This window comes from Rhodococcus sp. AG1013 (assembly GCF_003350365.1).
Lineage (GTDB): Bacteria > Actinomycetota > Actinomycetes > Mycobacteriales > Mycobacteriaceae > Prescottella.
The window spans coordinates 32,310-53,093 of sequence record NZ_QQAT01000029.1 but is presented as its reverse complement, the minus strand read 5'-3'; the positions used below and the strand labels follow the sequence as shown (position 1 = coordinate 53,093).

The following is a 20,784-nucleotide window of genomic DNA, read 5'->3' as shown; positions in this document are numbered from 1 at the left end:
GGAAGGATCGCGAGATGAGCTGGGATTACAGCGAAGGATTGTTTCGGTTGATTTCCTGATCGTTGACTGCTCGGCTGTATTGGCGGACGGGGATTGGTGATCTAGGGGTGCGTGCGTCCCGTCTCGGGACGCGCTTTCGAGGGGGCTGGCAGTGATGCAGGTGGCCGTGAAAGCCGGTGGTATCCCAGGCGATCGCATCGAGGTATCTAGTGTCAGGGGTGACTTCCAGGTCATCTGGATGGGAGACGATCCGGTCGCTTCCGGGGCGGTGTTGGACATTGAGGTGGAGATACCGGGTTTGGTTGTCGCGCTCTGTCGGGAGGACTTGAACGAGGCCATCTCGATCGGTTCGCGTGGTTGGTGGCTGTGCTCGGGTGTACCCGACGGGGATCTAGAAGAGAGCAGCGGCGATCATTATGACTACTAGCGAGAGAATCTCACTGAATCGGGAGTCGGCCGAATCCGTCCCTGTTCTTGCAGATCTTGCTCAACGACGTCCACGAATCGGTGTTGTCGGTATCGAGGTCCGTCGAGAGGGATCGCGGTCGATTCCCGCCGCGGTCGCCGTCGCCTCCAGTGCACTGAGCCACGCTGCCCCCTCTGTCTTGGCAGGTCGCCTGGTCCTTGTCGGCGCAACTCCGCCACTTGCACCCCTCAATCGAATCGGTGCTCTCACGATGAAACGTGAATCACTATGGAAGCGTTGGGAGAACGATGGAGCAGTGCTGCCGCCCGGAGATCGGCACGACTTCCAGTTGGATCGAAACGACGACCGGCTGCAGTTCGGTGGCTGGTTGACGACCGACACGGCCAATCTTGGTGCGGCCGTTGAAGTCAGTCGTGACCGCTCAGCCGTCTGCCTTCTCTTACCCCCAGAGTTCGCAATCGATGAACTCGAGCGCGTGATCGAAGGAGTTCGCCGGGTTCCTGTCGACGGGAACTCGTTGGTCAGGCATTTCGTTCCGCTTGTTCTCGAGGGCGCGAAGCTTGTTCGGGGGTTCGGGTCGTTCGACGACCGGGTCGTCGGCACGGATATCTATGCGGACGAGCGGGCGCTCGACGCTATTCAATCGGGTGTCGAACGCTGGATGTCCGACGGAGGGACGGCACCCTAGGTTGATCCGACGCCCGAGCGCCGGCACCGGATCGGATCCGGTCCCGGCGCCCGGTTGACGATGTGCCGTTGGTCGGTTGAAGTCGCGGGGCGTTGCGCGACCTTGTTCGCCGCTTCCGTCAGCTGCGGGGTGAGTTGGTCGATCACCCACGAGGTGAGCCCGGACGCTGGTCTGGCTCAGGCCGGCGATGATCTTGGTGTCGGACCGGGGGGCCACCGCGGTGCCGCGCTTGACCGCGCCGAGGGAGGCGTAGGCGGGGTTCTTTTCGGCCTCGGCGGCGTCGGGCACGAATACCACGACCACGTCGGCGTCGACCTCGGAGATGTGTTCGGCCGAGATATCGACGAAGTAGTTGTCGGGGTCGCTGGACGCGGCCAGTTTCTCGACGCCGGGGGAGTTCACGAAGTCCAGCTGGGTGAGGATCTGGACGCGCGGGTCGGTCGGCTTGTAGACGTTGACCTGGCCGTTCGCGGTGCCGAGGTTGATCACCGACAGCGTCTTGCCCGCGTACTCGGGGTGGGCCGCCGCGGTGTCCGTGAGCATCGTGTTCATGCCGTCGATCAACTCGGTGGCCTCGTCGGACTTGCCCAACGCCTGGCCGATCAGCTTCGTCTGGTCCTGCCACGTGGTCTGCCACGTCTTGTCGGGGTAGGCGACGGCGGACAGCTGATCGTATGTGGCCTTGTCGAAACCCTCGTAGGGCGCGAGGACGACGACCACCGATCGGGTGTTGCGCCGGCAGTTCGAGCTGGATGCGGCGGGCCGCATCACATCCGTGGTCGACGACGGCACGGCGGGGTGCGCAAACCGGATGTGTGGCGGTACCGGTACGACGCCTTCGACCAGCTGTCCGAGGTGTCGACCCCGGACGGGTGCGGTGGCGGTACAGCTACGCCGCGCTGGGGCGCCGCACTGTCAAGTCCCGTCTGGCCGGCGACGGTTCGGTGGCAGAGCGGACCGTGTTCACGTGGGATGCGACGACGTTGGTGGAGCAGAATCGGAACGACGATCTGTTGCAGTTCGGTGGCTCGTTGATGACCGACACGGCGAACTATGTTGCTGCCGTTGAATTCAGTCGCGAACGCGCCTGGTTGTGAAGCGGAACCCAGTCAGCTCCACTTCACAACCGGAGGCCTTCACCTGTCAGGTCGACTCACCGGACAGAGTCCGGACCAACCTCCCTGGACTTCACACCTAGTGCACCTCAACCGGTCTCCCCGCGTTGGCGTACATCGCGTCGATCAGATCCGCGTAGCGCTCCGAGACCGCGCTGCGGCGGATCTTCTGTGTGGCGGTCAACGTGCCCGCACCGATCGAGAGTTCCTCGGGCAGTATCTGCCATCGTCGGATCCTCGAGTACCCCGGTAGCGTCTCGTTCACCGAGTCGACGATCTGCGCAATCTCGCGCTCGGGGTCTTCGTAGTGCTCAACCGCTGGTGGGGACAGTGTGAACAGCGCCGAGCAGAACGGGCGCCGGTCGCCGACGACGAGCGCCTGCGAGACGAGTGGGTGCCGGGAGAGTTCGTGCTCGATCGGGGTCGGCGCGATGTTCTTCCCACCCGAGGTGATGATGAGATCCTTGATCCGCCCCGTGATCGTCAGATAGCCGTCCTCATCGATCGAACCGAGGTCACCGGTGTGCAGCCACCCGTCACGCAGCGCCGCCGCGGTGGCCTCCGGGTTGTTCTGGTAGCCGGCGAACACGCCGACACCGCCGACCAGGAGCTCTCCTTCTGGGGAGATCTTGATCTCGAATCCGGGAAGGGCGCGGCCGACGGAACCCAACTTGAAGGCGTCGGTCGCAGAATTTGTCACCACACCGCCGCCTTCGGTGAGTCCGAAGCCCTCGAGGACCGGGACTCCCGCCTCATGGAAGAACTCCAGGATCTTCAAGTCGATCGGCGCTCCGCCGGCGCTGAATTGCCGGACCCGCCCGCCCAGCATCGCCCGGGTCATCGCAAGGCGGTCTTGGTGCGATCGGGTCGGGTCGGCATGGACGGCGGAGTACAGCTTCTCGAAGATCCGGGGCACCGCCGGGATGTAGTGCGGCTTGATCTCGCCCAGATCCGCCAGCATCTGCTGTGGGTCTTTGGAGACGTATGCGACGGTGCTGCCGTAGGCGTAGCAGCACAACACGACGACGCGGGCGAACAGGTGGGCCTGTGGGAGGAACACCGCAGCGGTCTCGCCGGGCAGGACCATCTTGTACGCGAGCAGGCCGGCGTAGACGCCCCGCAGGTTGTCGTGGGTGAGCGTGCAACCCTTCGACCTGCTCGTCGTTCCCGAGGTGTAGACAACGCTGGCGACATCATCCGGCGTCGCCGCCGCCGCGCGCGCCAGCAACTCCGCCCGGTGGGCGGCATTGTCACCGCGGGCAGCTACATCCCCGATCGACTCCTCGACCAATCCCGGGTGCAGGCCGATGATGGTCACGCCCAGGCCGAGCGAGTCCACCATCTCCGCGGTGGCGGTGTTGTCGACGAACACCAGACGGGTCCCGCTGTCTCGCAGCACCCAATCGACCTCGGCCGCGGTGCTGGTGGAGAAGACGGGGACCGTCGCCGCCCCGGCCGCGAAGATCGCCATATCTGCGACGGTCCAGGCGGTTTGCGAATCCGCGAAGATCGCAATGCGGTCGCCGGGGGCGACCCCCATCGCGACCAACCCGGCCCCGGTGCGCTGGATGAGCTCGTCGGCCTCGAGGTAACTCACGTCGTGCCAGTCGCCGCCGAGACCCTCCGGCCCGCGGTGGCGGAACGCTGGGAAGCCGCGGTGCCGCGCGCCGCTGACAGCGAGTGCGGCGAGCGTTGCCGGGATATCCGGCATGGTCATCGGGTCCATTCGATCACCCCGTCGATCGCGATCCGCTCTGCCTGGGAGTAGGTGGGCCGACCTTCCTCGAGGTACCGCATCCGGAAGAGGTTCGCCGCATGGCGCTTCACGGAGCCACCGTCCCGCTCCTCCTGGTCGCGGGCCTCGGAGAGCAGCGCCGCCCAGCCGGCGACATTGACCATGTCGCGGATCAGCCAGGTCACAAGCATGTGGCGCTCGTCGTCGTCCTCCGACGCCCGGATCACCTTCACCGCATCCTCGATGCGGTCGAGACGGTCGGCCACCATCGAGGTGTCCTCGAGCGACGCCATCTTGCCGGCGAAACGACGCATGACGACGAGGTATGCGTCATCGACGTCGTAGCGCAGGATGTCGCGCATGATCTGGGCGCGGATCGCGTTGTGGGCGCCCTCCCAGTTCTCCTGGGTGATCGCGTCGCGGAGCAGACGCGGGATGGGGGAAAAGGTCTCGATGGTGCCGTTCCCGGAGAACGTGTCGAGCGCATGGTGGCAATGATCGACGGCTGCCTCACCGGAGACCGCCTTGACCGCGCTGGACATCAGGCGGATGTAGCGGGTCGATGCGGTGTCATCGACAACGCCGAGGTCGACCTGGTCCTGCAGATCGATCAGCTGCCACAGCCCGGCCTGCATCGTGAGGGTGTGCGAGCGCATCAGGGCCAGGTTCTCCCTGTTGACGGCATGGTCGATGACGGTCCGGCCGAAAACCGAGCGTTCCTGCGCGTACATTTTGGCGATGTCGTACGCCCGTGTCGACATTGCGATCACAGCGACGGACAGCGCCATTCGGGAGAGATGGATGAAATTGCTCATGACGATGTTGAAGCCGCGTTCGGCGTCGTCGCTCAGCGGAATGGCCCAGGCTCCGCGGTAGTCGATTTCCGCGGTGGCGAGCGCGCGCGTACCGAGCTTGTCCTTCAGGCGGCGCAGCGTGTACGAGTTGTGCGAGCCGTCCGGCAACGTGCGCGGGACCAGGAACACCGACAAGCCCTTGGTGCCGGGGCGATCGGTGTCGTACCGGGCGGTGATGATGTTCAAGTCGGCATCGGCATTGGAGGTGAACCACTTCTCGCCGGTGATCCGCCACTCGCCGTCCTCGTCGCGCTCCGCGATCGTCGCGTTGGCGCCCACGTCGGATCCTCCGGTCACTTCGGTCAGGAACTGCGAGGCGGTGAGGTTGTCGCGGTAGTTGGGCGTGAGGAGTTTCCCGATCCACTCCTGGGCGAAGGGGATTTCCGGGTGCTTCTCCAGTAGGCGGGCGGTCTCGAAGTTGCAGATGACCGGGCAATTGTGACCGGCTTCGCCGAGCATGCTGGCAAGGAAGTAGAAGGCGAAGCCCTCCTTCAGGCCGCCGCGTTCGGTGAGCCGGCGCACGATGTCGGTGCCGTAGATGGCATCGCCGACCTTCGCGTATCCGCCATGGTGGCGCACCTCGTCGATGCGACGCCCGATGCCGTCATAGGGCTCGTGGATGGGGTAGTTCATGCGCGAATCGTTGGCGTTCGCCGCCGGCTGCACTGCAGCGAGCGTCGCGCCGGCCTGATCGAGCTCGCCCGCGATGCTCTCCAACTGCTCCGCCGGGAAATACTGGCGGAGGGTATGCAGCATCTCGCCCTGGCGATTCCAGAAGTTCTCTTCCATCTTCTCTTGGAATCGCGCGTACTCGCCGCGGAATTTGTGGTGATTCGGCTGGGATGCCTCGCTGCTGCCGCCGGCCTTGATTGCATTTTCGGCGATCCATGTCGATGTCATGTTGAGTACGTTACGAAGACTATGGAGCCAAATCTATCGGTGAAACAGACAGAACAATCGGCGCAAGAGACAACGGTGGTCATCCTCTGTCCGCCCAGAGCGGTCGCGATGAGCATCGCTTTGGCGAAGGATCTCTTCTGGGCTGCCACGCTCATCGCCCCCGCCGGTCCGCACCGAGTTCTCATCGCTTCCACGGACGGCGAACCAATTTGCTGCGGCGGCAACACCTACATCGACGCCGATTGCGGCATCGACGATCTGCAGGACACCGTCGATCTGGTGTGGGTTGCAGGGGTGTGGGGCTGGCCCGGTCAACAGACGGCGGCGATCGAGTCGTGGCTCGCCCGAGCACACGACGCGGGATCATTGATCGGCGCCGCGGGGACCGCCACCACATTGGTCGCATCGGCGGGCATTCTGGATGGGCGCCTTGCGACAACGTATCCGCAGGCAGCTGCGGCCTTCGTCGAGCATTTTCCTGCCGTCAATCTGGAGCCGACGCGCGCGCTCACCGCCGCCGGCGGGGTGTTCTGCGCGCAGGGGATCAACTCCGGAGCCGACTTGGCAGTGTCCCTGATCGAGCGACTGCACGGGCCGCGTGTTGCCGCGTCCGTCGCCGACGACTATCTCGTCGATTTCCACCGTTCGTATCGCGTCACTCAGGTTGAATTCGATGCCGCCAGATACCACGGGCACGCCGATATCCTCGACGTCCAACTGTGGCTCGAGACTCACTACGATCACCCGGTCCAGCTTTCCCGGCTCGCCGCGCACTTCTCGATGAGCCCGCGCACGCTGACGCGCAGATTTCATTCTGCAACAGGGGAATTGCCGACCGAATATCTCACCCGACTGAGAATGTCCGTCGCCGACGACCTGTTGCGTAACCACCGACTCACCGTTTCGGAGGTCGCCCGGCGGGTCGGGTACACCAATACCGGAGCGTTTTCGGACGCATACCTCCGTGCCTGGGGTAGGCGTCCGAGCGCCATACGTACCTCGGCCAAAGGAGGAAACCGCGCAGGCGACAGATGATCCGGGGCAGCGAGGACCTTCCCCGCCGCCCGCTGAGGGGCCGCCAGGGCGGGCGTGTGTCCTGGATTCCGGCATCTCGGATCACTGCAGGGACGCGTTCTGATTTCTGGAAAAGAGAACGCCGACGGGTTTCCTCGAGATTGATCAATGATGTGCGTGACGGTGATCGAATGGGGTCACCGGGGGTGCGATGTTCTGAAATGGGGTAGTCATCCCATTTGTCGCTATCCAGGAGTTTTGGTGGGTCGTATCGACGATTTCCGATGATTCGAACCGGTCGGTAAGTATTGTCTGCGTAGATCGAGCATGTCGGGGTGGCCATTTCCGAGTGAGCCCTGGGGGGCGACATGAGTGCTGGATTGAAGGGGCGCTGGACCCTGCGCGCGTCCGTCGCGGGCGTGGTCGGGGTCCTGGTCGCGACGACCGTGGCGGTCGGGGGCGTGGCGTCGACACCGGCGGCGGCGTCCGAAACGGACGTCGACCACTATCTGAATCTGTCGATGAGCAATCGGGACGCGGCGCACGGCCCCGGCGGGGTCAATCCGGCGCTGCCCACCGACCGCGCCACGCTCAGCCGACTTCTGGGCGAGGCCCGCGCGAGCGGCGCCGCACCGCACGAGTATCAGGCATTGCTCTTCCAATACTGGCTGGTGGAGGCTACCGACACCGCGGGGATCGACCTGGCCGCGTGGGATCCGCGTGCCGGGGTGGCGGTGAACCGGGACAACCTGATCAGGTCGTACCGCCTCTACGAGGACTTGCAGCTGGAGCGCCGCGAACTGCAGTGGGCGGGCATGGGCGGCATGGTCGGCGCCGACTTCGGCGGCGGGCTGATCGACTTCGAACTCATGACGAACGCCTACGACCTCCCGCCGATTCAGCAGTCCGCCCGGGCCGTGGTCGCGGCCGCCACCGGCGTCGCCGGCCCGGACATCGTCGACTCGCTCCCGGACGGACTGCGGGCGCTGGCCGAGGCTGGAAGCGAAATCACCAGCGAGGACCTACATTTCATCCTCGGAATGATCATGGTGATGCAGAAGAACATCTTCTCCGACCTGATGCCCATGCATCGCGCCTACGTCACCGGTGGGCTCCCCGCCCTCGAAGAGATGCAACGTGCGGGGCTGTTCGGTGACGACATCATGACCGCGTGGCGTGATGTCGCGTCGCAGGATCCGGACCGGATCGCGCGCGGCAACGGTGCGCTGTTGCAGCGGGAACAAGGTGTGATCATCCGGGACCAGTGGGACACCGTTCGCAACTACAAGGACACCGTCGGCCAGGCGATCACGTACCTGTCCACCGTGGCGGGGTCGCCGTCGGTTGCCGGGGTACTGCCGCCACGCTCGTTCCGTCCCATCGAAGTCAGCTCGCGCCTGCCCGATGGGCGCACCGCTACCCTGACCAGTCCGCTCCCGGCGTGGAACTGGTCCGTCTACGACGAGCGATGGGACTACATCACCACCCAGCTCCTCCCGAAGTACAAGGACATGGTCGAGAACAACTGGCCGCAGCTCGAATCCGAGCTACGTGTGCCCTACGAGACGCAACTCGAAACGCATCGACCGCTGCTCAACATTCCCCAGATCATGCAGGCCGCCCTGCAGAACACGGAAGTGACGGTGTCCTGATGACAGTCAATGCGACTCGGGGCCACAGGCTCTCCGCAGCTACACGAATCCTGTCCTACGCGGCGGTGGCCACCGCCGCGATCATGGTCGCCCCGGTCGGCGCGTCCGCCCAATCGGCTGACGGGTCGTCGTCGGCTGACGGGTCGTCGTCGGGCGGCGGCCAGTCCGACGTGCGGACGCCGCGCCTCGACGAGGTGTTCAACGGATTCGTCGTCGGCGCGCTCGACGCCGGGACGGCTGCATCGCGAGTCGAGTCGTTCAAGGCGCTGACGTCGCGCGACTCCTTCTACGACGAACCACCACTGACCGGGGCGGAGCGCCCGGGCACCGTGCTCAAGATCAAGCCGGTCGACATGATGTTCCTCGGCTACAAGCCGGGCAGGATCGACGCCTACAAGATGATGTACGTGACGGCCGGACTCGACGGAACCACACCCGAGGTCAGCACCGGCATCGTGATGATCCCCGTCGACGGCACGCCCGCAGCGGAGAAGAAGGTGATCAGCTACCAGGAGGCCAACGACAGCGTCGGCGCCTACTGTCATCCGAGCACCCAGTGGACCGGCGGGAATCCGCTCGACGGCGCCGCCTGGTCCGCGCTCGGACCGCTGGCATTGATGTTCGGCAAGGGCTACGCGGTGGTCATCTCCGACGTCGGCAACGACGGCGACCCCGACCCGCACGGCGTCTTCGCCGGAAAGTACGCCGGCCACGCCCAACTCGACGCCATTCGTGCCGCCGTGTCGGCCCCGAGCACGGGGCTCAGCGCACACGCCCCGATCTCTCTGTTCGGTATTGCGGGAGGCGGAGTCGGCGCAGGCTTCGCCGCCGAGGCGCAGGCGCAGTACGCCCCGGAGTTGGACATCCGGTCCACCGTCCTCGAGGGCATGGTGGTCAACACGCGGAACTTCATGCGCACCGCCGACGGTTCGATCGGCTCCGGGTTCGCCTTCGCCACGTTGCTCGGTCTGGAGCCGAAGTACCCCGAGATGCGGATCGACGAGAAGCTGAACCCCGTCGGCAGGGCGCTGGCCCACGTGTATCGAACGCAGTGCCAGACGCCCGCGTACTTCACGGCGCCGTTCGTTCCATTGGAGACGCTCTTCGTCGGTGGGCAGAACCCGGCCGACATTCCCGCGTTCCAGCACGTCTACGACGACAATCTGCTCGGGACCGAGGCTCCGAAGTCGAAGGTTCTCATCACGTCGTGCGCCAAGGACGACTCACCGATGTCCCTTGTGCCGGCAAAGGACTCACGGGAACTCGCCGACAAGTATCGGGCCGGGGGAACCGACGTGACGTACGCGCCGAGTGACTGCAGCATGGTGCGGATGCTCACGGACCTCTACGGGTGGGGCACTGACCTGTTCGGGATGCAGACCATCGACTGGATCGAACAGAACTTCGCCGAATGAGCAGCGCACGCCGCGAGAACGGGAGGAGGTGACCGACGTGATCGATGCCATGTTCACCGGGAGCAGCTACATGTTCTCCCTGGGGCCTGTCGCATTTCTCGAAGCCTTCGGACGCATCTTCGGTTCCTGACCGCGGTCGCGGACGAGCCCGGCTCCGAACGCGAAGTCGTCACGCAACCCGCTTCGCGGCCTCCGACAGCTGCGGGGCGATCCGGTCGATCACCCACGGTGTCGCGAGGACGCCCGTACGGCTGAGGCCCGCAACCACCTGGGTGTCGGACAGGGGCACCGCGCTGCCGCGCTGGACGGCGCCGAGCGAGTTGTACGTGGGGTTCTTCGTGGTCTCTCCCTCGTCCGGCACGAACACGACCACGACGTCCGCGTCGACCTCGGTGATGCGTTCGGCGGAGATGGTGGCGAAGAAGCTGTCCGGATCGCTCTCGGCCGCGAGCTCCTCGACGCCCGAGGAGTTCACGAACCCGAGCTGGGTGAGGACCTGCACGCGGGGGTCCGTCGGCTTGTAGACGTTGACCTGACCGTTGGTGGTGTCGAGGTTGATCACCGACAGGGTCTTGCCGGCGAACTCGGGGTGCGCGGCGGCGGTGTCGGCGAGCATCGTGTTCATGCTGTCGATGAGCTTGGTCGCCTCGTCGGACTTGCCCATCGCCTGACCGATCAGCGTGGTCTGGTCCTGCCACGTGGTCTGCCACGCCTTGCCGGGATAGGCGACCGTCGGTGCGAGGGAGGACAGCTGGCCGTAGGTGGCCTGGTCGAAGCCCTCGTACGGTGCCATGATCGTGTCGGGTGCCAGCGCGGCGATCGCCTCGACGGGCGTGGACGTCGCCGCGTCGAGCAGGGTGGTCTCGCGGGGGTCGTACTTGTCCGACAGCCACGGCATGACACCGTTCTCGTCGGCGCCGTAGGAGTTCTTCGGCATGCCCACCGGGGTGCCGCCGAGCGCGTAGACGACGTCCTCGGCGTTCCAGCCGAGCGTGACGATCCGCTCGGGGGTCGACTCGATCGTGGTCTCTCCGAACGTGTTCGCGATCGTGACGGGGAAGGCACCGTCGGAGGCCGTGGTCGTGGAATCGCTGTCGGTCGACGACGAGCAGGACGCGAGCAGTGCCGTCGCGCTCAGGGTGGCGACGACCGTCGCAACCTTGCGGCGGGTGGTGAGAGCGAACACCGGGGAACTCCTTCGGGATCGACGAGATCGGAGAAGGTGAGCCTAACCTGTGTCTCGGAGGCTGTGTGGCGGGGTGGGTCGGTCCGGCCCGACACGATCGCCTCGCGGCGAAATCGATCATGAACGTATGACGCGGTGGCGGCCCGTAATGTGAAGGCCTGTGCTCCACGGCGGCGACTGGTCACAGCCGCCGCCGTCCACTATCCGCGCTGCTCGTCGGGGGCTGAGGAGTCCATAGGTGTTTGCTCGCTGGGGGGATCTGGTCTACCGGGCCCGTTTCACCGTCATCGCGGTGATGGTGGCCGGACTGTTGGCGCTGGGCGCCTATGGTTCCGGGCTGGGTGCGCACCTCAGTCAGAGCGGGCTGGACGATCCCGGCTCGGAGTCCGTGGCGGCGGCGAGACTGGCGGACGGCACGTTCGGCCGGGATGCCACCGGTGACGTCGTGGCGATGTACACCGCCCCCGACGGCAAGACGGTCGACGACCCGGCCTTCAGCGCGAAGGTCACCGACAGCCTGCAGCGACTGGTGCAGGACCACCCCGACCAGGTCGCGAAGATCAACGGCAGCTACTTCCCGGTACCGAACACGCCGCGGCTGCCGGCTTTCGCAACGACGGACCGCACCCATGCGCTCGCGAGCATCGCCCTGAAGGGCGACAACGACACCGCGATCACCAACAACTTCCGTGAGATCAAGGACGCGTTCCAGATCGACGGGGTCGAGGTCCAACTCGCCGGCATGCAGCCGGTCGCGAGCGCGATCAACGACACGATCGCCAACGACATCCACCGCATGGAAATCCTCGCGATCCCGGCGGTCGCGGTGCTGCTGTTCTTCGTCTTCGGAGGCGCGGTCGCGGCGGCGTTGCCGCTGATCGTCGGTGGCCTGACAATCGTCGGCGCGAACGGGATCGTGCGGGTGATCACGCATTTCACCGAGGTCAATGCGTTCGTCGCGTCGGTGGTCTCACTGATCGGGTTGGGTCTGGCGATCGACTACGGCCTGTTCATCGTCAGCCGGTTCCGCGAGGAACTCGGCGACGGGCGCAGCACCAGGGATGCGGTGCGCCGCAGCGTCATGACCGCCGGTCGCACCGTGTTGTTCTCCGCGACGATGATCATCGCGAGTCTCGGTGGCCTGCTGTTGTTCCCACAGGGCTTCCTGAAGTCGATGGCCTACGGCGCGATCGCGACGGTGTTGCTGGCGGCGTTCACCTCGGTCACGGTGTTGCCGGCGATCCTGAGCATCCTGGGCCGGCGGATCGACAAGTTCGGCCTCAAGCGGTTCGGCCAGATCAAGTCGACCGAGGAGATCGAGTCCAGTGTCTGGGGTCGCCTGACGCGGTGGGTGATGCGTAACCCGCTCAAGGTGACGATCCCGATCGTGGTCGGTCTGTTGATGCTGATGGTCCCGCTGACGGGTATCAAGTTCGGTGGCATCAACGAGGAGTATCTGCCGACCGACAACCCGACGCGGACGGCGCAGGAGCAGTTCGACGAGCTGTTCCCGGGCAATCGCACCGAACCGGTGAAACTGGTGATCACCGGCGCCGATGGCATGCAGGTGGGCCAGATCCTCAAGACCGCGAGCGGGGCGCCCGGCCTGGTCGAGAAGTTCTCGATCACCGGGCCCGCGAAGGACGGCGTGCAGGTCCTCAAGGCCGGTCTGGTCGACCGCAACGACTCGGCCCCGACCATCGACTATCTGCGGGCGATGGACGTCCCGGGCGGCGTGGACGTCCTCGTCGGCGGCACCCCGGCGATCGAGCAGGACAGCATCAGTGCACTGCTCGACAACCTGCCGCTCATGATCGTCACGGTCCTCACCGTCACGACTCTGCTGATGTTCCTGGCATTCGGCTCACTCGTGCTGCCCATCAAGGCCGTGTTGATGAGCGCGCTCGGTCTCGGCGCGACGCTCGGCATCCTCACCTGGGTGTTCGTCGACGGTCACGGCTCGGGCGTGCTGGGCTTCACGCCCGGACCGATCACGTCGCCGATGCTGGTGCTGATCGTCGCGATCGTCTACGGCCTGTCCATCGACTACGAGGTGTTCCTGCTCTCCCGCATGGTCGAGGCCAGATCGCAGGGTGCGAGTACCACCGAGGCCATCCGGATCGGTACCGCGCACACCGGCCGGATCATCACCGCGGCCGCACTGATCCTGATCGTCGTCACCGGCGCGTTCGGATTCTCCGAGCTGGTGATGATGAAGTACATCGCGTACGGCATGATCTCGGCGCTCGTCATCGACGCGACCCTGATCCGCATGTTCCTGGTGCCGGCGGTGATGAAGCTGCTCGGCGACGACTGCTGGTGGGCGCCTGCCTGGATGAAGCGCATCCAGGAGAAGGTCGGGCTGGGCGAACCGATCCTCGACAGCGAACTGGCCCGGGGCGACGTGCGCGATCTCGCGGACCCGGATACCTCCGTCGTTCCGGAGTCGCCGGAGCCGGAAACGATCCCGGCACGGGAGTCGCTTCCTGAGGATGCGATCTCCTGACCGGTACCCCGTCGATGCGAAGAGGAGCGCGCCCCAATCTCGGGGACGCGCTCCTCTCGTGACGGGTCGGGCTAGACGCTCGCGACACCCTTGGCCAGGAACGTCCTGCCGTTCGCGGCCTCCGACGTTCCGGTCCGGTCCAGGTACGGCGTGATGCCACCGTTCCAGAAGCCGAAGCCGCCGCCCAGGATCAGGCACAGGTCGATGTCCTCGGGACCGGCGACGACGCCCTCCTCGAGCATGATCCGGATCTCCTCGGCGAACGCGCGACGCGTGCGCTCGAGCACCTCGTCCGACGTGGACGGCTTGTCGCCCTGCTGCCACAGCGCCGCGACCTCAGGGTCGACGACCTGGCCCTTGTCGGTCCAGGACCACACGCCGGGCTTGCGGGCCTCGACGATGGCCTCGAGTCCGGGGGACGGCTTGAAGCGCTCCGGGTAGGCCGCGTTGAGGGTCTCGCCGGTGTGCAGTGCGATGGCCGGGCCGACGAGCGCGAGCAGCGTGAACGGCGTCATCGGCATGCCGAGTTCGGCGATCGCATTGTCGGCGACGTCGAACGGGGTGCCCTCGTCGACCGCGTTCATGACCTCGCCGAGCGCGCGGATCAGCAGGCGGTTGAAGACGAAGCCCGGCAGGTCGGCGGATCCGACGGCCGACTTCTTGAGCGCCTTGGCGGTGGCGAACGCCGTTGCGAGGGTGGCATCGTCGGTCTGCTCACCCTTGATGACCTCGAGCAGCGGCAGCACCGCGACCGGGTTGAAGAAGTGGAAGCCGACCACGCGCTCGGGATGCTTCAGGTCGGCAGCCATCTCCGTGATCGACAGCGACGAGGTGTTGGTCGCCAGGACCGTCTCGGGGGAGATGTGCTCCTCGAGTTCGGCGAACACCTTCTTCTTGACGTCCATGTTCTCGAAGACGGCCTCGATGACGAAGTCGGTCTTCGCGAACGCGGCCTTGTCGAGCGAGCCGGTCACCAGCGCCTTGAGGCGGTTCGCGCCGTCCGGCGACAGCCGGCCCTTGGCCAGCAGCTTGTCGATCTCGCTGTGGACGTAGCCGACGCCCTTGTCGATGCGCTCCTGGTCGATGTCGGTGAGGATGACCGGCACCTTGAGCTGCTTGACGAACAGCATTGCCAGCTGGCTCGCCATCAGGCCGGCACCGACGATGCCGACACCGGTGACCTTGCGTGCCAACGACTTGTCGGGCGCTCCGGCGGGGCGCTTGGCGCGCTTGTTCACCAGGTCGAACGCGTACAGGCCGGCGCGCAACTCGTCGGTCATGAGCAGGTCGGCGAGGGCGTTGTCCTCGGCGGCGAACCCGGCGTCGAGGGACTTCGAGTCGGTGAGGTCGGTGGTGCGGGCCAGCTCGAGCAGTTCGACCGTGCGCACCGCGCCGGGCGCGTTGTTCTTGGTCTTGCCCTCGACGATCGCCTTGGCGCGGGCGATGGCCTCGTCCCAGCCGGCGCCGCGGTCGATCTCCGGTCGCGCGGGCGTGATGTCGCCGGCGAGAACCTGTGCGGCCCACGCGAGGGACTGCTCGATGAAGTCGGCGGAGCCGAGCACGACGTCGGCGATGCCGAGCTCGAGGGCCTTCTTCGAGCCTATGACCTTGCCGTTGTTGAGCGGGTTCTCGACCGCGACGGTGACCGCATTCGACGGCCCGATCAGGTTGGGCAGCAACTGGGTTCCGCCCCAGCCGGGAACCAGGCCGAGCATCGCCTCGGGCAGCCCGAGCGCGCCGACGTTGTCGGCGAAGGTGCGGTAGTGGCAGTGCAGACCCACCTCGAGGCCGCCGCCGAGCGCGACGCCGTTCACGAACGCGAACGTCGGCACCGACGACTCGCGCAGACGACGGAACACACGGTGCCCCAGCTGGCCGAGCTCGACGCCCTGCTCGCGGGTGCTGATGCTCGGGACGCCCTTGAGATCCGCGCCGGCCGCGAAGATGAAGGGCTTACCGGTGACGGCGATGGCGGCCGGGTTGGCGGCGAAGGCCTCGTCGAGCGCCTTGTCGAACGCCAGCAGGCCCCGCGGGCCGAAGGAGTTCGGCTTGGTGTGATCGAAGCCGTTGTCGAGGGTGACCAGTGCGACCGGACCCTCGATGCCGGGCACCGAGATCAGCTTGGTGTAGGCGTTCGTGACGACTTCGTCGGCGAAAGCGGTTGCAATGTCGGTCATTTACTTGGCTCCCGCTTCGTCGGCTGCGTAGTCCTTGTGATTGGGGTTCTCCCAGATGACGGTGCCGCCCATGCCGAGGCCGATGCACATCGTGGTCAGGCCGTAGCGGACGTCCGGGTTCTGCGCGAACTGGCGCGAGAGCTGGGTCATCAGGCGGACACCCGAGGAGGCCAGCGGGTGGCCGCACGCGATGGCACCGCCCCACTGGTTGACCCGCGGATCGTCGTCGGCGATACCGAAGTGCTCGAGGAAGGCGAGTACCTGCACGGCGAACGCCTCGTTGATCTCGAACAGACCGATGTCCTCGATCTTCATGCCGGTGCGGGCGAGCAGCTTCTCGGTCGCGGGGACGGGACCTATGCCCATGACGGCGGGGTCGACGCCCTGGAAGGCGAAGCCGACCATGCGCATGCCGACGGGCAGGCCCAGCTCGCGGGCGATGTCCTCACCGGCGAGGATCGCGGCGGTGGCGCCGTCGTTGAGGCCCGCCGCGTTACCGGCGGTGATGCGGCCGGCCGGCCGGAACGGGGTCTTGAGCTTGGCCAGGTCCTCGAGCGTCGTGCCCGGGCGCGGCGGCTCGTCCTCGGTGGCCAGGCCCCAGCCCGCCTCGGAACGGGTGGCGACCGGCACCAGGGTGTCGGCGATGAAACCAGCCTTCTTGGCGGCCTCGTACTTGTTCTGCGACGCGACGGCGTAGGCGTCGGTGCGTTCCTTGGTGATGTTCGGGAACCGGTCGTGCAGGTTCTCGGCGGTGTTGCCCATCACCAGTGCGCTCGGGTCGACCAGGCGGTCGGCGAGGAAGCGGGGGTTCGGGTCGGCGCCCTGCCCCATCGGGTGGCGGCCCATGTGCTCGACGCCGCCGGCGATCACGACGTCGTACTGGCCGAAGCCGATGCCCGACGCGGTGGTGGTGACGGCGGTCATCGCGCCGGCGCACATGCGGTCGATCGCGAAGCCCGGGACCGTCTCGGGTAGACCCGCGAGGATCGCGGACGTGCGGCCGATGGTCAGGCCCTGGTCGCCGGTCTGGGTGGTCGCGGCGATCGCCACCTCGTCGATCCGCGAAGGATCGAGCTGGGGGTTGCGGCGCAGCAGCTCACGGATGGCCTTGACGACCAGGTCGTCGGCCCGAGTTTCGGCGTAGATGCCCTTCGGGCCGGCCTTGCCGAACGGCGTGCGGATGCCGTCGACGAAGACGACGTTTCTCTGGGTAGCGGATGCAGCCACGCTGGATTCCTCCTGGCGGGAGTGGAGCGGTCACGCCGAGTCGAAGACCCGACACGCACCACTGTAGCGCTAATTACCCGCCGGTAACATACGGGGCGTAGCTGACCCCATCGACGCAGTTCAGGGCTGTGCCCGGACCGCTTCCGCGAGGATGGGCACGGTCAGTTCGCGCTGCCACGGACGCGCGCCGCCCACCGCGAGAGCCGCGTCGATCGCCGCCGAGGGATCCGACTCGTCGACCGGCGGCTCCCAGCAGATCCGACGCACCAGGTCGGGGCTGAGCAGGTTCTCGACAGGCACCTGCACTCGCTCGCTGAGTTCGGTGATGCCGGCCTTGGCGGCGTTCAGGCGTGCGGCCGCCTCGGGGTCGCGCTTGGCCCATCGGCTGGGCGGCGGCGGCCCGGTGAAGGGCTGATTGATCGGGGGCAGTTCCGTCTGCGGCAGCGCACGGGCGCGCTCGAGAGCGGACAGCCACAGCCGTGACGACCGGCGCTGGCGCGGTCCGCCGAAGACGGGCAGGGCCCGTAGCGTCTCCATGCTCTTGGGATCGGCGCTCGCCGCGGCGACGATCGCCGAGTCCGGCAGGATGCGACTGGGGGAGATGTCGCGCTTGCGGGCCACCTCGTCGCGCGCGGTCCACAACTCGCGGACCGCGGCGAGTTGGCGGGGGCTCTTGAGGCTGTGGATCTGTGACGTTCGCCGCCACCGCTCCGGCTTGGGCTGCGGCGGTCCGGCGAGCCGGACGTGCTCGAACTCCTGCCTCGCCCACTCCGTCTTGTTCTGGGATGCAAGCTCTTTCGCCATGGCGTCCTGGAGCTCGAGGAGCACCTCGACGTCGAGGGCTGCGTAGTTGAGCCACGCGTCGGGCAGCGGACGCGACGACCAGTCGGCCGCCCCGTGACCCTTGCGGAGCTCGAGCCCGAGCGTGCGTTCGACGATCGCGGCCAGGCCCACGCGTTCGAAGCCGGCGAGCCGTCCGGCCAGTTCGGTGTCGAACAGTGCGGCCGGTTCGAGGCCGAGCTCGGCGAGACACGGCAGATCCTGGTCGGCGGAGTGCAGCACCCACTCGAGGTCGTTGATCGCGTCACGAAGTGGTGCCAGATCCTCCGACGTCGGAATCGGATCGAGCAGGAACGTGCCGGCGCCGGCCCGCCGCAACTGCACCAGGTACGCGCGGGACGAGTAGCGGAATCCGGACGCGCGCTCCGCGTCGACGGCGAGGGGGCCGGTGCCCGCGGCGATGCGCTCGGCGGCGTCGCGGACGCCGTCGGCCGTCTCGATCACCGGCGGCACCCCGTTTGCCGGAACCAATAGTGGTACGGGGACGGGGGTGGGCTCGGTGGTATCTGGCATAGGGGGCAACTCTACGTGGCGAGGGCGCGATCTCACGTCGAGATCTGCGCGTCGCGCGGCAATTCTGTCAAAAAGTTGAACATGTGACCAAGACCACTCCGGCGGGTGACGGTGCCTGGTCGGCGCACCGACCGGCCCGTCGGTGCGCCCGGGCGGAATGTCGGAATCGCTCGCGGGCGGTGCGGCCCATGAGGTAGAACGAGTTTCAGTTTTGTCCGCTCGGCTTCTCCGGGCGGATCGAGGACACCTGATCGGAAGGCAGATCGATGCTCAACCTTGCGGCCGCCGTCGCTCCCGTCGGCGAGGTGCCGGCCGGGTCCATGGTGGAGTTACCGGGCCGGGGCAGCACCTACGTCATCGATACGGGTGCCACCCCGGAGAACCGTGGAAAGCCGACGCTGGTGCTGCTGCACGCGCTCGCGTGCACCGGCACGCTGACGTGGTACCCGGCCATCGCCAAGCTCGCGGCGAAGTCGCGGGTGGTGGTCCTCGATCAGCGTTGGCACGGGCGTGGCATCCGCTCGGAGCGATTCACGCTCGAGGACTGCGCCGACGACGTCGTCGCGCTCGCCGACACTCTGGAGCTCGACCGTGTCGTGCCGGTCGGGTACTCGATGGGTTCGTTGGTCTCGCAGCTCACGTGGAAGCGGCACCGCGACCGCGTCGCGGGTCTGGTGCTGTGCGCGGGCGCGGCGCACTTCAAGCGGAACTCGCGTGAACGGGTGGCGCTCGAATCGCTCAGTGCGGGGCTCGGTGCACTCAAGCCGCGTCCCGGTCCGGTCCCGGTCGGCGGGCCGCGGTTCGGCGGAGATCGGGTGTGGGCGTACTCCCAGTTCCGGGAGACCAGTTACGGCGCGATCGGTCGGGCCACCGCCGAGATCGGCAAGTTCGATTCGACGGCGTGGGTCGGCGACATCGACGTCCCCACCGCCGTCGTGGTGCCCACGAAGGACCTGATCATCCCCCCGCGGCGCCAGCGCTGGCTCGCTCGCCAGATCGCCGGCGCCGCCACGTACGAGGTGGACTGCGGTCACTCGTCGTGCGTCATGAACGCCGGGCCGTTCACCGAGGGACTGCTGGCTGCTTCTTCTTCCGTGCTTGCGCGCGTGCGGCCTTGACGAGTTCGGCCAGGGCCGCCGGGAACGCGTCCGCCAGATCCCACAGGTGCGGCGCGAGTTCCTTGCAGGAGACCAGGCCCACGTCGAGTCGGCCCTCGAGCGACATCACCGTCACGTTGAGGCCGGCGCCGTGGAAGACCGGTCCGAGCGGATACATCTGCTTGATGCGCGCGCCCAGGAAGTAGAGCGGCATCGGCGGGCCGGGGACGTTCGAGACCACGAGGTTGTGCACCACGGGGTGACGCTCGGCCAGCTTCAGCTTGGAGTACACCCGCATCGCGCTGCCGAACGTGGCCGGCGCCGCGAACTGCGCCCAGTCCTGCAGCAGGGTCGCGCCCAGCGCCTCGTTGTGATGGTCCTTGTTGATCGCGTTGTGCTCGGCGATGAAGTGCAGCCGCTCGACCGGATCGGCGATGTCGGTCCCGAGCTGGGTGAACATGACCGAGATCTGGTTGGTGCCCGGACGGTCCGACTTGTCGTGGACGGAGACCGGTACCGTCGCGACCAGTGAGCTGTCGGGGAGTTCGTTGCGGTCCTCGAGGTACTTGCGCAGCGCGCCGGCGCACATCGTCAGCACGACGTCGTTGACCTTGACGCCGAAAGCGTTCTTGACGAGCTTGACGTCGTCGAGGCTCAGTTCGTTGTACGCGATGGTCCGGCGTCCGGTGATCGCGCCGTTGAACGACGTGCGCGGCGCGGTGAACGGCGTCGGCATCGCCTCGCCCTTGCGGGCCCGCCCGATCCAGTTCGGCAGCAGCGACACGCTGTCCGGGAGCAGCTTCGCGATCTTCAATGGTCGCGTGGCGAACGACAGCAGGCCGTTGACGGCGATGTCGAGTGAGCTCGCGCGACCGGCTCCCTCGGGAAGCTGATCGAACTCGGGCCTGGGGGCGTCGGGCTCGAGCCCGCAGAGCTGTGACATGAGGTTGGAGCCGGTGACACCGTCGACGTTGGCGTGGTGCATCTTCGACATCACGGCTACCGAGCCGTCTTCGAGGCCCTCGATGACGAACATTTCCCACAGCGGGCGGGTGCGGTCCATGGGCTGGCTGGCGATCGAACTGCACATTTCCGAAAGCTCGTCACGGCCGCCCGGCGCGGGTACCGCGATCCGGTGGAAGTGGCGATCGATGTCGAAGTCGGTGTCGTCGACCCACACGGGGTGGTCCAGGTTGAAGCGCGTGTCCTTGAGCCGACGCTTGAAGCTCGGCATCGATTTGACGCGAACGGCCAACTCGTCTCGCAGCTTTGCGAAAGAATAGCCACCCGGGATGGTGGACCCGTCGAGAATGATGAGGCCACACACGTGAAGCATCTGGGTCGGGGTTTCGAGATAGAGGAAGCTGGCATCCAATCCACTGAGTCTCTCCATGCAGCTAACGGTAGAACCTGTTCCATTTTGACGTGGGCGTTGTGA

General features: G+C 66.5%; 15 protein-coding genes. 7 read left to right on the top strand and 8 right to left on the bottom strand.

The genetic code is table 11. From position 1 onward, the window contains the following. The first annotated feature begins 151 nt into the window (after window positions 1-151). On the top strand, window positions 152-427 hold the full coding sequence (locus DEU38_RS25705) for a hypothetical protein (RefSeq protein ID WP_114724203.1): 276 nt from the start codon (window positions 152-154) through the stop codon (window positions 425-427). A gap of 439 nt (window positions 428-866) precedes the next feature. Here DEU38_RS25705 and DEU38_RS25695 read toward each other — a convergent pair whose 3' ends face one another. Further along, window positions 867-1,883: an ABC transporter substrate-binding protein gene (locus DEU38_RS25695; protein ID WP_258558164.1), complete on the bottom strand. Its 1,017-nt coding sequence runs from the start codon at window positions 1,881-1,883 to the stop codon at window positions 867-869. A gap of 104 nt (window positions 1,884-1,987) precedes the next feature. On the opposite strand from DEU38_RS25695, the gene DEU38_RS25690 reads away from it, so the two are divergent. Next, on the top strand, window positions 1,988-2,212 hold the full coding sequence (locus DEU38_RS25690) for a hypothetical protein (RefSeq protein ID WP_114724201.1): 225 nt from the start codon (window positions 1,988-1,990) through the stop codon (window positions 2,210-2,212). 97 nt (window positions 2,213-2,309) lie between these two features. Here the strand turns inward: DEU38_RS25690 and DEU38_RS25685 are convergent, their stop codons facing one another. Both DEU38_RS25685 and DEU38_RS25680 read right to left on the bottom strand, forming a co-directional pair. Beyond that, window positions 2,310-3,947 carry a long-chain fatty acid--CoA ligase gene (locus tag DEU38_RS25685; RefSeq protein ID WP_181818948.1) on the bottom strand — a complete coding sequence of 546 codons (1,638 nt, stop codon included), beginning with the start codon at window positions 3,945-3,947 and terminating at the stop codon, window positions 2,310-2,312. After that, window positions 3,944-5,719, bottom strand: a complete 1,776-nt coding sequence (locus DEU38_RS25680) for an acyl-CoA dehydrogenase family protein (RefSeq protein WP_114724199.1) — start codon at window positions 5,717-5,719, stop codon at window positions 3,944-3,946. The genes DEU38_RS25685 and DEU38_RS25680 overlap by 4 nt, the downstream gene beginning before the upstream one ends. Before the next feature lie 39 nt (window positions 5,720-5,758). Here DEU38_RS25680 and DEU38_RS25675 point away from each other — a divergent pair, with 39 nt between their 5' ends. The 3 genes from DEU38_RS25675 (at window position 5,759) to DEU38_RS25665 (ending at window position 9,800) form a co-directional block, all read left to right on the top strand. Beyond that, window positions 5,759-6,754 carry a GlxA family transcriptional regulator gene (locus DEU38_RS25675; RefSeq protein WP_181818947.1) on the top strand — a complete coding sequence of 332 codons (996 nt, stop codon included), beginning with the start codon at window positions 5,759-5,761 and terminating at the stop codon, window positions 6,752-6,754. A gap of 347 nt (window positions 6,755-7,101) precedes the next feature. Next, on the top strand, window positions 7,102-8,385 hold the full coding sequence (locus DEU38_RS25670; RefSeq protein WP_258558163.1) for a hypothetical protein: 1,284 nt from the start codon (window positions 7,102-7,104) through the stop codon (window positions 8,383-8,385). After that, complete coding sequence (locus DEU38_RS25665) at window positions 8,385-9,800, top strand: lipase family protein (RefSeq protein WP_114724197.1); 1,416 nt, start codon at window positions 8,385-8,387, stop codon at window positions 9,798-9,800. Before DEU38_RS25670 ends, DEU38_RS25665 begins: the two co-directional genes overlap by 1 nt. A gap of 169 nt (window positions 9,801-9,969) precedes the next feature. Here DEU38_RS25665 and DEU38_RS25660 read toward each other — a convergent pair whose 3' ends face one another. Next, window positions 9,970-10,986, bottom strand: coding sequence for an iron-siderophore ABC transporter substrate-binding protein (locus DEU38_RS25660; RefSeq protein WP_114724196.1), 1,017 nt, complete (start codon window positions 10,984-10,986; stop codon window positions 9,970-9,972). Between the two features lie 238 nt (window positions 10,987-11,224). On the opposite strand from DEU38_RS25660, the gene DEU38_RS25655 reads away from it, so the two are divergent. After that, the gene (locus DEU38_RS25655; RefSeq protein ID WP_181818946.1) at window positions 11,225-13,492 is read left to right on the top strand and encodes an MMPL family transporter; all 2,268 of its coding nucleotides are present in this window, start codon (window positions 11,225-11,227) and stop codon (window positions 13,490-13,492) included. A 71-nt stretch (window positions 13,493-13,563) separates the two neighbouring features. Here DEU38_RS25655 and DEU38_RS25650 read toward each other — a convergent pair whose 3' ends face one another. The 3 genes from DEU38_RS25650 to DEU38_RS25640 form a co-directional block, all read right to left on the bottom strand. Beyond that, entirely contained in the window at window positions 13,564-15,669 is a 2,106-nt protein-coding gene (locus tag DEU38_RS25650; protein WP_114724195.1) for a 3-hydroxyacyl-CoA dehydrogenase NAD-binding domain-containing protein, read from the bottom strand. Then, window positions 15,670-16,896: a thiolase family protein gene (locus tag DEU38_RS25645; RefSeq protein ID WP_114724194.1), complete on the bottom strand. Its 1,227-nt coding sequence runs from the start codon at window positions 16,894-16,896 to the stop codon at window positions 15,670-15,672. It abuts the gene before it with no gap. Between the two features lie 120 nt (window positions 16,897-17,016). Beyond that, window positions 17,017-18,249, bottom strand: coding sequence for a ribonuclease D (locus DEU38_RS25640; protein WP_114724193.1), 1,233 nt, complete (start codon window positions 18,247-18,249; stop codon window positions 17,017-17,019). A gap of 266 nt (window positions 18,250-18,515) precedes the next feature. On the opposite strand from DEU38_RS25640, the gene DEU38_RS25635 reads away from it, so the two are divergent. Then, complete coding sequence (locus DEU38_RS25635; protein ID WP_114724192.1) at window positions 18,516-19,367, top strand: alpha/beta fold hydrolase; 852 nt, start codon at window positions 18,516-18,518, stop codon at window positions 19,365-19,367. Here the strand turns inward: DEU38_RS25635 and DEU38_RS25630 are convergent. Next, a complete protein-coding gene (locus DEU38_RS25630) occupies window positions 19,312-20,739 on the bottom strand; it encodes a wax ester/triacylglycerol synthase family O-acyltransferase (protein WP_181818945.1) in 1,428 nt (475 codons plus the stop codon). The two genes, DEU38_RS25635 and DEU38_RS25630, sit on opposite strands and share 56 nt — an antisense overlap. Window positions 20,740-20,784 lie beyond the last annotated feature (45 nt).